Source organism: Sanguibacteroides sp. AM78-02pH3A, assembly GCF_027666085.1.
Lineage (GTDB): Bacteria > Bacteroidota > Bacteroidia > Bacteroidales > Marinifilaceae > Gabonibacter > Gabonibacter massiliensis.
In genome coordinates this window covers 129398-141532 of the sequence record NZ_JAQEHX010000006.1, presented here as the reverse complement: position 1 = coordinate 141532, position 12135 = coordinate 129398, and the positions used below count along the sequence as shown (strand labels likewise).

Here is a 12135-nt window from a genome sequence, read left to right as displayed (position 1 = left end):
AGAGAAGGAGGTGGTATTTTGTAAAAGAATCGGCTTGTTAAATGTGATCTGAAAATAATTCGAAGGAGGATAATGACGGGGAATATAGTCTTCGTTATCATGAACATGGAGATGATAGAGAATAGTTCATCTTCGAAATTAAATTTCTATTAAACATTTAAATTTTAAGGTCATGAAAAAGATTATGATGTTATTAATGGTATCGGTATTTTTCTTAATGGGAGGAATGTCTATGGGGCTTGCGCAAAAAATCGGAAGTGAATCTGAAATACAGGTGATTACTTCTCCGACTTTTATTCAGGTAGAACCAGGACAAACTGTTAGGATTACATTTAGTTTGAGAGGGAACGACTTAGATAGTAAATCTTATGTCATTAGCTTTTGGATTAGGCGTCCAGGTCAACGTCCTATTGAACTTGTTTGTATTAGCAAAGAGGGAGGGATTCTTTTTCGGCATTTTTCTGCTGGTAGAATTACAGTTTCTTATAATAAATATAGTAAGACAGGAACTGTAACTATTCGTAATGTTATATCTGAAGATGAAGCCGACTATTTTATAGGTGTGACGGAGTCTGCGGGTAGATGGTATTGGTCTTATGGGACACAATTAACTGTTTCTTATCCATGGTCTTACTTGCTTAAGTAGCACTTAGGGACGGGGTAAAAGTGCTATAAATAGACGAAGATAAATAGTCGATGAAGAGATTGGGTGATTAAAGAGATTGACGATTGTAGATAAAAATAATTTGTAGATTAAAAGATTTAGGTGATTCAAATTAAATCTCTTAGTCACGAAATCATTAAATCACGGAATTCTCATAGTTTACAATTTACAATAAAGTGATGGGGAGTAGGTGATTTAGAATGAAATGGTACCATTTTCAAAAATCTGCTTTTTAAATGTGATCTGAAAATAGTTCGAAGGAGGATAATGACGGGGAAAATAGTCCCTGATTGTATGAACATGGAGATGACAGAGAACAGTTCATCTTCGAAATTAAATTTCTATTAAACATTTAAATTTTAAGGTCATGAAAAAGATTATGATGTTATTAATGGTATCGGTATTCTTCTTAATGGGAGGAATGTCTGAAGGTATGGTGCAAAAGAATGAAAACCAATCTGGTATACAGGTGTTTCTTTTCCCGACTTCTATTTTGAAACACCCGGGGGAATCCGTTAGAATGACATTTTCTATTAATGGAATAGGTTTAGGAGATTTTTATTTGATTTATGTAGTTGTTCAAAAACCTGGTAAGGGTTTAGATTTACTTCTTACAATTGGTACGGATGGAGTGATTCGTTACCGGAAAGACGAGATTAAGGATAGAATTACAGCTTTCTATTCTTCTTCAAATAATAGTGGTGCAATATCAATTAGTAATCTTCTGGTTGAAGATACAGGAGACTATTATGTTGCGATAGGAGATTCAAATACACCTTTGTATTGGTCTAATGCATCGAGATTAACAGTAAGTGCAGAAATTCCTTGGAGGCGGAAGTAATATTAGCACTTAGGTAGCACTTAGGTAGCACTTAGGGACGGGGTAAAAGTGCTATAAATAGACGAAGGTAAATAGTCGATGAAGAGATTCCGTTACAGGTAAATCCTTTAATCACAGAATCTCGTCATCACTAAATAATCGTCAATCTTCAATCTACAATTTACAATAGATGTGTGGTGTAAAATTAAAAATAGAATAGTATGAGTTGGAGTGATTTGGTTTTGGTAGCCGGTTACGAGCTGAAGCAGCAAAGCCGGAGCCGGGTGTTTTTGTTTTTCGTGCTGGTGGCCTTGGCGGGAGTGGTCGGGTGTCACGCTTATTGGCAGGGGTGGGGGCATAGCGGCAACTGGAAGATGGTGGCTTTGCCTTGTTCGATGCCGTTGGTGAATGCTTACCTGTTGGGTGTGGTGCAGTCGTTGTTTTTGGTGGTGGTGATGGCGGATGTGCCCCGGCGATTGGCACGGAAGGGAGCTGTGGAAAGTCTTTACGCCCGTCCGGTGGGAAACGCGACGTATTACTGGGGTGTGATCCTGGGTAATCTCGTGCTTTTCCTGCTCGTGGATCTTGCGGTGATCGGGGTCTCCGTGTTGGCGGTGAACCTGGCGAGTGTAGCCCCGTTGAGTTTAAACTATTATCTTTTTTACTTGTTGACGTTGACGATTCCCTCGTGGGTGTTTATCGGCGGGTTGACGTTGTGGTTGAGTTACTTGTTCCGTTCCCGTGTGCTGGCGATGGTGATTCCCGTGTGCTGGTTGGCGGGATCGATCTTCTGGCTGCCTTATCAGGTTCACGGTACGCTGGATTACATGGCGAGCGGGATCCCGAATTTGTTCTCGGATATCACGGGGCACGCGAACCCTTGCGCCTATTTGTTGCACCGGTTGACGTATCTTTTGGCGGGGGCGGGGTTGTTGGCGTTGTGTGCGGGAAAGATGGAGCGATTGTCGGATGGCGCGGCCGGTTTAAGGCTGAATCGTTGTTTAGGTCTTTTTTTGGTGATGGCCGGTTTGCTTTGCGGCGTGGCGTTGGAATATTCCTATTACCGGGATCGGCAGGTACGGGCGGTTTACCGGGATAGTTTCAAGCGGAATTGGCAAGAGAGAACTTGCCGGGTGAGGAGTAACGCGATCACTTTAAGACAGGAGGGTAAGGAGTTGAGGGCGAAGAGCGAGCTGACGGTTTATAACCCGGGGCGTGAGTCGCTGGAACGGATCGTTCTCTTCCTGAATCCCGGTTTACGGGTGACGGGTTTACAGTCGGGCGGGAAGGATCTGTCGTACCGGAGGGATCAGCAGTTTATCCTGATCGATCGTCCCTTGGGGGCGGGCGATTCTACGCGTATACTTTTGGCTTACGGGGGAAAAATCGACGAGCGTTTTTGCGATCTGCACTTGAGGGACACGGCCTACGAGAATCCTTTTTATAACGATCGATTCTTTGCCACGGGTCGCCGGGGAGCTTTCGCGGAGCGGGATTTTCTTTTATTGACCCCTGCCTCGGCGTGGTACCCGGTGGCGATACCGCCGGTGAATCCCTTGATGCCCATGGCCACGGGTCGGGATTTTACCCGCTTCCGGTTGGTGGTGGACCGCCCGTTGCAAAAGGTGGTCGTTTCTCAGGGACAGGTATTCGAAAGGGGAGATTCCGTCGTTTTCGTATGTCATCATGCTTTGAACGGGATCTCTTTGTCCGGGGCCAATTACAAGTATTACAAGCTTCCGGAGGATGAAACTTTCAGTTTGCAATTCGGTTCCGTGACTTGGGACAAACGATTTGTGAAGTGTTTCTCAAAAGTAAAGCAAGCCGATATAATCTCTTTGCGGACGGGAGAGCGGGGATCGAATTTGAATTCGATTCGAAATTATCGCTCGGGAGATTGGTATGAGCCGGAAAATCCTTACCTGTATTTATTGGAGGTTCCGGTGTTGTTCCGTTCGGATTCTCACGCCGGAAAGCCGGAAGCCGGGTTGGTGGAGCCGGGAATGGTCTTTTGGCGGGAACGGGGATTCGATATGAGGCTTGCCGGGGCGATGTCGATCGGGGCGATTGAAAATGAAGAGCAGCTCTTCAAGGTTCTTACAGTGCTTCAGCCCGAGTTTTTCTATTCTATGCGGAGAAAACAGAATAGTCACCCCCTGCTTGGATTGGGAAAAAGAGATGTAACTTTCTCCTGGAATTTCGAAAAAAACGATAATGATGCTTCTTCCTTGGATGACGTGCAACGGGTTTGGGTACACTCTTCCGAATATCCTTTTATGGGGAGAATATTTAACGCGTTGGCGACAACGGATTTTAGCGTGGCGAGAGGTGCCGCGAACGCCATGATAGGGAATCAAGAGGAGAATATTCCTTTTATCGGATATTCTTTAAAAGATATATGGACGAACAACGGGGAGGTTATGTTATGGAATAAGCTCAACGATTTATGGACTCGTCTGGTTTTGTCCGGTATTCCGGGACAGGAGCTGAAACAAAGTCTGGATAGTTTATACCGTTACCGGAAAGGCGAGGTGGATTACGATTCTTTGATGCAGGTATGGGATACGCGTTGGGGGACAAATGTGGCGGATGTCATAGCGGATTGGATTACCACGAGGCACGAACAATATTTTAGGGTGAAAGATGCCGCGATTTATTTTGATCGTGGTTCTCGGCGTTACAAAATCGAGGGAAAAGTGATGAATGTTGGAAACAGTAGCGGAATTGTTTCCATTGAATGCGGGGGTTTTCTCGGTCAGGTGCAACGCTTCGTTTGTCGTATCGAACCGGGAGAGGCAAAGACATTCACGTTGGTAACGGAGCAATCAGCTTCATGTATAAACACGGGATTGTCGGCCAACATTCCGGCGGCTTTTTTCTTCGAGCATAGAGATCCGGGAACGTTGGAAAAACCCTGGGAGTTGATGGATGAGTGGCGTTCGATACCGGTGTCCGAATTCATGAAAAATGAAAACCCGAACGAGTTTATCGTCGATGATCAGGACGCGGGGTTCGAGGTAAAGAACGGCAATCTCTCGTGGTTCCAAAAAGGGCGGAAGGAACCTCCCCGGGTTGTCGGGACTCGGCTTCAAATGCAAGGAGATGCCAAAGTTTGGCAACGCGTGATAGATGCCTCTGCTTGCGGCGATGCCATCCGGGGATATCATTATATCTGCGGCGGGTCCGGTAAATCTACCGCGACATGGCGAGCGAATATTCCGGAGCCGGGACGTTACCGGGTTATGGGAAAAGTATACCGTATCCACCTCAGACCGCAGAAAATAGTTATGGCTACCGACTTGCCGATGCCGGAAACACCTTTCGACGATTCCGGAATCATCTACTATTACACGCTCTCTTTCGGGGAGCGGGAGGAGAAAGCGGAGGTCAGTTTGGATGCAGAGTTATCCGGGTCTTCGGGCTGGGTACTTATAGGGGAATACGATCTTCCGGCAGGAGAGGTGAGCGTAACCCTCTCGGACAAGGAGGTGCGTCGGCGGAAAGAGGTGGCCATCGCGGCGGATGCGGTGAAATGGATAAAAGTGGAATGAAATAATTGTAAATTGTAGATTAAAAGATTCTGTGATTAGGAGATATAATGATTGGGTGATTAAAAGGATTGACGATTTTAGATTAAAAGATTCAGAGATTGGGTGATTGGAGTGATTATAATGTGATCTGGAAATAGCTAAAGGAGGATAATGGCGGGTAGTAAATGCCCGGGGATCATGGGGATAATTGAAAGGAAATTATTCCCGAAGCTAATTATTTTTCAAAGCTTTAAATTTTGAGATCATGAAAAAGACAATTCAATTCGTATTGGTAATGTTGATTCTTCTTGCGGGAGGAGTTTTAACAGGAATGGCGCAAAATTCAAATGTTGTATCACCTGAGTTTGAAATGATGTTGACAAATACAGCAAGGAGTGGAATAATTTATCGTACTCAAACATGTAGTCCTGGAGGAACTTTTCATGTTAGTTTTTTAGGAATTTTTAGTGGAGTACCTGATGTTATTCTTTGTTTTGTTCTACCTGGTGCGATTCCAAGATATAGAAATTTGGGACAAGTATCTGCATTTGTAAAAGCCGGAGTATGTGTGGAAGATGAAGGAGATTACTGGTTCGGGTGTTATGTTATAGATGAGCATGCAAATCCATATTTTGAATATAGATTATGTGTTACCCTTACCGTCTCTGGTCCTCCTATGGCGGTTATTACGGGGCAAACAGATCATTTAAAAATGAACAAGGTAAGTAATCCTTTCGCTCAATTGATTTGTACCCGAACAAAAAGTTTGATTTGGAGATCTAAAATGCTTGTATTGGCCTAAGTAAAATTTAAAACGAAAGATGATGGAGTTGCATGAACTGTTTTTGGTAGCGGTATACGAGGTAAAGCAACAGGGGCGGAGTTGGGTTTTTCGGTTTTTCGCTTTTTTGTCGTTGGTCGGAATAGTGGCTTGCCACATGTATTGGCAGGGACAGGGAGCCGACAACTGGAAGATGATGGCGTTGTCGTGCTCGATGCCGCTGGTAAACGCTTACCTGTATAGCGTGATGCAGTCGTTGTTTTTAGCGGTGATGATGGCGGATATTCCCCGGCGGCTGGGCCGTCCGGGGGCTCTCGATAGTCCGCGGGCTCGCCCGGCCGATAACGCGACTTTCTACTGGGGGACGATCGCGGGTAACTTGTTGCTTTTCGGGTTGGTGAATGTCACGGTGATAGTGGTTTCGGTTTTTATCGTTAACCTGACGAGCTTGGCCCCGGTAAGCTGGTCGTGTTATCTTTTTTACCTGTTGACGTTAAATCTTCCCTCGTGGTTATTTGTGGCTGGTTTTTCTTTATGGGTCAGCAGTATTTCGGGAGGTCGTTTCCCGGCGATCGTTCTTTCCGCAACCTGGTTGGCGGGCTGCTTGTTCTGGTTGCCTTATCACCAGCACGGGACACTCGATTACACGGGAAGCGGGTTGCCGAATCTTTTCTCGGAAATCACGGGACATATCAATCTTCCCCGTTACCTTTTGCATCGTTCGGCTTACGCGTTGATAGGTATGGGATTGTTAGCGTGGAGCGCGGGGAGGATGAAACGCTTGCCGAATCGCCGGGGAACCGGAAGAATTCACGTGCTGGGCGGGATCGCTCTTTTGCTTGTGGGCTTGACATGTGGCGTTTTGCTGGAGTCTTCCTACTACCGGGCTCGTTCGGTACGCTCGGCTTACCGGTCGAGCTTCGAGCGGAACTGGGAGGAGGCGACCTGCCGGGTAAAGAGGCACGTTATCCGGTTGCGTCAGTCGGGGCGTGTTTTGAAGGCAGAGAGCGATCTACTGGTTTATAACCCGGAAAAAGAGTCTTTACGCCAAATCGTGCTTTTCCTGAACCCGGGATTGCGGGTGGTTTCGGTTCAATCTGGCGGCGGGGATTTGCCGTACCGGCGGGATCAACAATTCGTCTTGATCGACCGGGCTTTGGGGCCGGGAGATACCTTGTCCTTGCGGTTGAAATACGAGGGTCGGGTCGACGATCGTTATTGCGACCTGCATTTGCCGGACAAAGCGTACGAGGACACGTTTCACGGGGATCGTTTTTTCCCGACGGGTCGTCGGGGGGCTTTCACCGGGAAGAATTTTCTCCTGTTAACCCCCGCGTGCACGTGGTACCCGGTGGCCATTCCCCCGGTGAATCCCTTTATGCCGTTAGCGACGGGCCGGGATTTCACCCTTTTCACGCTGGTCGTGGAAAATCCCTCGCAAAAAACGATTCTCTCGCAGGGCGTTCCCGAGCGCCTGAAAAACGGTGTTCGTTTTACCTGCCGGAACCCGTTGAACGGTATCTCGTTGTACGGGGCTAACCCGAGGGACTATCGTTTGGCGGTGGATGAAACGTTCGGTTTTGAAATTCACTCTTTCAGTCTCGTGAAAGAGTTGGCGCCTATTTTTTCGGGGGTTAGCCGGCAGGCTTTCGCCTCTTTGTGGAAGAATCCCCCTGTCATGTACTGGTGTAATTATAGAAACTTCCGGACGATGAGCTGGTACGAGGCAGGCTCTCCTTACCTGCACGTGTCGGAGGTCCCCGTTTCGTTTCGTTTAGCCTCCCACGTGGGAAAAACGTCGGCGGGACTCGTGGAGCCGGGAATGACTTTTATTCGGGAACGGGGATTCGACCTGGATATGGCGGGGGTGATGACTGCCGGAAAAATCAAAAACGGGAACGAATTTTTCGCGGTGACCGACGCTTTACACGGTCGATTGTTTAACGGCACGGTTCGAGAGAGGAGTAGCCACCCGCTTTGGGGTATGGGGCGGAAAGGAGAATATTATGAAAATAGACCTGTCGATTGGAGTATAGGTTCCTTAGGAGGAGACCGGAAGGTCTGGATACATTCTTTGGAAAATCCTTTTTTAGGGCATGTATTCGAGCAATTGCAAAACAGCGTGAATTCGTTTAACATGGACCAAAGTGTTTACGGGTTTATGTTCAGTCGGAATAAATCGAAATACGATTACCTGTGCGGTCACTCGTTACGGGATGTTTTATCCGATCAAAAATTGGACGATCGTTTTAAAAACAGTTTATTCTACACGAAGGTACAAGATTTATGGATCCGGTTAACGTTAAATATTCCCCAACGCCCGTTGAAAGATTGTTTGGATAGTTTGTACCGTTATCGTAAAGGGGAGATCGATTACGATTCGTTGGCAGATGTATGGACCGCCCGTTGGGGAGTGGATATGGATAGTATGGTTTCGGACTGGATCACGACCCGACACGAGCAATTTTTCCGAATGAAGGGGGGAATAATGTATTATAATCCGAAGACGAGGATGTTTAAGGCGGAAGGCAAAATCATGAACATGGGTAAGACGGGTGGTGTGGTTTCTATCGAGTACGGGAGTATGATATCCGTGGAACGTTTCAGTTGTTATATACGTCCCGGTGAGGCTAAGGCTTTTACCTTTGTCCTGCAAGATTCGCCGAAGGGGAGATCTCCTGTGGATAGAGTAACGATCAATAATATGAACACGGGCTTGTCTGCTAATCGGCCGAATATTTTCCTTTTTAAAGGGGTGACCGTAAGGAACGATTCGGTTTGGGAGCCCGGTAGAGAGTGGCGGCCCATTCCCGCGGAGGAGTTTTTGGCCGACCGGAACGAGGGGGAGTTTATCGTGGATGATCAGGATCCCGGTTTCGAGTTGGTAGACGGCAATCTTACCTGGCTTCAAAAGTGGTTTCAAAAGGCTCCCGAAGTCCGGGATTTTTACGAAGGAGAGACTTCTCGTTGGGTTCCGGTGGTCACGATAGAAGCGGAAGGGGATTCGATTCAAGGATGTCATTGTATTAGCGGAGGGCGAGGGAAATCGACGGCTACATGGCGAGTCAACCTGCCGGAAGCGGGACGTTACCGGGTGATGGGGAAAGTGTACAGACAATCTCTTGTCCCCGGGCCTGGCAGACCGGGAGGTGTAGTTTATTACTACACGGTTTTTCACGGGGATAAGCCGGAAAAGGTAGAGGTCAATCTTGATGCTTTTCTCTGGGGAAATCCTTCCGGCTGGGCCTCTCTCGGGGAGTACGATTTTCCGGCGGGGGAAGCGAAAGTGGTGCTTTCCGATAAGGAGGTTCAGAGAAGGAAGGATGTGGCTATTGTGGCGGATGCGGTAAAGTGGATAAAAATAGAATGATTAAAGATATAATGATTTTGTGATTGAATAATTCGGAGATTAGATGATTGGAGTGATTGACGATTATAGATTTTAGATTGTAAATTACAAAAAAACAGTATCCAATCTACAATTTACAATGAATGTGGGTGATTGTCGGATGTATGATTGAAAGACGGCAAGGAGTGGAGGAATAAAAAAACCGCTTCGGGAAGAAGCGGTTTTTTTTTATATAAAGACAGTTGATTATACGTGTCCTTGAGCGCACATAGCTTCAGCAACTTTAATAAAGCCACCGATGTTGGCACCTTTAACGTAGTTGATCTTGTTACCTTCTTTACCGAATTTAACGCAAGTATCGTGGATGTCTTTCATGATCTGAGACAATTTAGCGTCTACTTCTTCAGCAGTCCAGCTATATCTCATAGAGTTCTGGCTCATTTCAAGACCGGAAACGGCAACACCACCGGCGTTAGCTGCTTTACCCGGAGCGAACGTGATATGCTCGTTCAAGTAGTTAACAGCTTCTGCAGTACAACCCATGTTAGAAGTTTCAACTACCATTTGGCAACCATTAGCTACCAATTGTTTAGCATCTTCTTCGTTCAATTCGTTTTGGATAGCGCAAGGGAATGCGATGTCGCATTTTACTTCCCACGGTTTACGTTTCGGGAAGAATTTAGCACCGAATTTTTCAGCATACGGAGCAACTACGTCGTTGTTGCTTGCACGAAGTTCCAACATGTAGTCTACACCTTCCTGAGTAAGACCTTTCTCGTCGTAGATATATCCGTCAGGACCAGAAATGGTAACCAATTTAGCTCCTAATTGAACTAATTTTTGAGCGGCACCCCAAGCAACGTTACCGAAACCGGAGATAGCAACCGTTTTACCGGCAATTTTCTCGCCTTTTTCTGCCAACATGTGTTGAGCGAAATATACGGTACCGTAACCGGTAGCTTCCGGACGTACTCTTGATCCACCGAATTCACGATTCTTTCCGGTTAAAACACCGACGAATTCGTTGCGAATTCTCTTGTATTGTCCGAACAAGAAACCGATTTCACGACCACCTACACCGATATCACCAGCGGGAACGTCGGTGTCAGCTCCGATGTGTTTGCAAAGTTCAGTCATGAAGCTTTGGCAGAAACGCATGATTTCGTTGTCAGATTTACCTTTCGGGTTGAAGTCCGAACCTCCTTTACCTCCACCCATAGGAAGAGTAGTCAAAGAGTTTTTGAAAGTTTGTTCGAATCCTAAGAATTTCAAACCGCCGAGGGTTACTGACGGGTGGAAACGCAAACCTCCTTTGTAGGGTCCAATAGCACTGTTGAATTGTACTCTGTAGCCACGGTTGATTTGTACTTCACCTTTGTCGTCAATCCAAGGTACTCTGAACATGATTACTCTTTCAGGTTCTACCATTTTCTCAAGGATCTTATTGGCTTTGTATTTGGGGTTTGCCTGATAGGTATCCCAAACAGTTTCGATCACTTCTTGTACTGCCTGATGAAATTCGGTTTCACCCACAGTTTTAGCCTTTAAGGCGTCCATGAATTCTTTAATTTCTGTTCTCATTTTGAATATTGTTTAAGCAAAACTTTAAAAAAACATCTTTGTATATTCGAATTTTATAAATTCGCATCAAAGGTATGTTTTTGTTTATGATTCCAAAAGTTTTTTCTATTATTTTTTATCAGGTGCAAACGTTATAATAATTAAATATTAATATGTCATTCGTCCGAATACTATGAATCTGTAAGAAAATCATTTATAGGAGCATATAATTTTTTCCGGGTAATCGGGAGATAATTCCCTCTAACTCCAATTTCAGGAGCAGGGAGGAGAGGGTAGGGATCGGTATGCCGGTCGATACGTGAAGTTGGTCGATATCCTGCGGGCCTTCTCCTGCCAGATGTCGTTTGATGGTCTTTTCCATGTCGGTTTCTCCTAAAAACGGAAGAGACATTTGTCGGGATAACGAAGGTCGATTTTCCCAGTGAATAATTTTAAGAATATCATCGACGTGCTCGACGAGAGCCGCGATATTTTCTTTGATCAGCAAATTGCAACCGGAAGAGAGAAGATCTTCCGGTCTCCCGGGCAGGGCCATTACCTCTCGGTTGTAAGAGAGCGCTTGCCTGGCGGTAGCCATAGCTCCTCCTTTAATGGCGGATTCCGCAACCAGAACGGCTTCGCTCATCCCGGCAATAATTCGATTCCGTTGTAAAAAATTGATAGGTAATATGGGGGCACAGGTGGGAAATTCACTAATGAGTGCTCCTCCCTGAGAAATAATTCTGTCGGCGATCTCTTTGTGGCGGGCGGGATAGACCATGTGTAAACCGTGTCCCAAAACGGCCCGGGTAATGAGGTTATGCCGCAGACAGGCTTTATGTGCGGTTATATCGATTCCGTAAGCAAGTCCGCTAACAACGAGGGGGCGATATCCCATTCCGGCAATTTGTTCTATGATGAAATCTATCCGGTTTTTGCAGCGTTCGGATGCTTTACGGGTTCCCACGATAGCGATGGTTTTATCTCCGGATATTGTCAGTCGACCTTTGTAAAAAAGGACTAAAGGGGCGTCTTCGCAATGTTTTAACAGAGGGGGATATTCCATGTCTTCGATGAAACAACACGCTATCTCTTCTTTTTGCATGATATCTAATTCTTTTTTAGCCAGATCCAACCATTCTTTCTGTTTTATTTCAATGTTTTTCCAATGAAATTCTTCCATAAGTATTTGCAGGGCGTTTTTGCTTTCATGGAAAAATCCTTCTACGCCTCCGCATCTTTCGAACAGGGGGAAAGCGAGTTTATTGTTTAACTTCGAGGTCATTGTGATGGCTACTTGACATAACAATGAATTTGTCGCATCCATAATAAATTGAGTTTAGATACCAAAGATGTCGTGTACGGGTGAATTTGACATACTTAACAAAATTAAGTATTTAATAGAAGAAAATCAATAGTTTTCATGAGTAT

7 protein-coding genes are annotated in these 12135 nt (G+C 45.7%); 5 read left to right on the top strand and 2 right to left on the bottom strand.

Going from position 1 to position 12135, the window contains the following annotated elements:
- Positions 1 to 172 precede the first annotated feature (172 nt).
- The 5 genes from PGR74_RS10495 to PGR74_RS10475 all read left to right on the top strand — a co-directional run bounded on the left by PGR74_RS10495 (position 173) and on the right by PGR74_RS10475 (position 9165).
- On the top strand, positions 173 to 646 hold the full coding sequence (locus PGR74_RS10495; RefSeq protein ID WP_041505474.1) for a hypothetical protein: 474 nt from the start codon (positions 173 to 175) through the stop codon (positions 644 to 646).
- Between the two features lie 385 nt (positions 647 to 1031).
- Entirely contained in the window at positions 1032 to 1505 is a 474-nt protein-coding gene (locus PGR74_RS10490) for a hypothetical protein (RefSeq protein ID WP_041505475.1), read from the top strand.
- A 200-nt stretch (positions 1506 to 1705) separates the two neighbouring features.
- Complete coding sequence (locus tag PGR74_RS10485; protein ID WP_041505476.1) at positions 1706 to 5035, top strand: ABC transporter permease/M1 family aminopeptidase; 3330 nt, start codon at positions 1706 to 1708, stop codon at positions 5033 to 5035.
- 244 nt (positions 5036 to 5279) lie between these two features.
- Complete coding sequence (locus PGR74_RS10480) at positions 5280 to 5816, top strand: hypothetical protein (RefSeq protein ID WP_041503083.1); 537 nt, start codon at positions 5280 to 5282, stop codon at positions 5814 to 5816.
- Between the two features lie 19 nt (positions 5817 to 5835).
- Positions 5836 to 9165 (top strand): golvesin C-terminal-like domain-containing protein, encoded by a 3330-nt coding sequence (locus tag PGR74_RS10475; protein WP_152614114.1) that lies wholly within the window; start codon positions 5836 to 5838, stop codon positions 9163 to 9165.
- Positions 9166 to 9390: 225 nt separating this feature from the next.
- Here PGR74_RS10475 and gdhA read toward each other — a convergent pair whose 3' ends face one another.
- Both gdhA and dprA read right to left on the bottom strand, forming a co-directional pair.
- Positions 9391 to 10725 carry an NADP-specific glutamate dehydrogenase gene (gdhA, locus tag PGR74_RS10470; protein WP_041503081.1) on the bottom strand — a complete coding sequence of 445 codons (1335 nt, stop codon included), beginning with the start codon at positions 10723 to 10725 and terminating at the stop codon, positions 9391 to 9393.
- Between the two features lie 193 nt (positions 10726 to 10918).
- A complete protein-coding gene (gene dprA / locus PGR74_RS10465; RefSeq protein ID WP_041503080.1) occupies positions 10919 to 12031 on the bottom strand; it encodes a DNA-processing protein DprA in 1113 nt (370 codons plus the stop codon).
- Between the last annotated feature and the right edge of the window lie 104 nt (positions 12032 to 12135).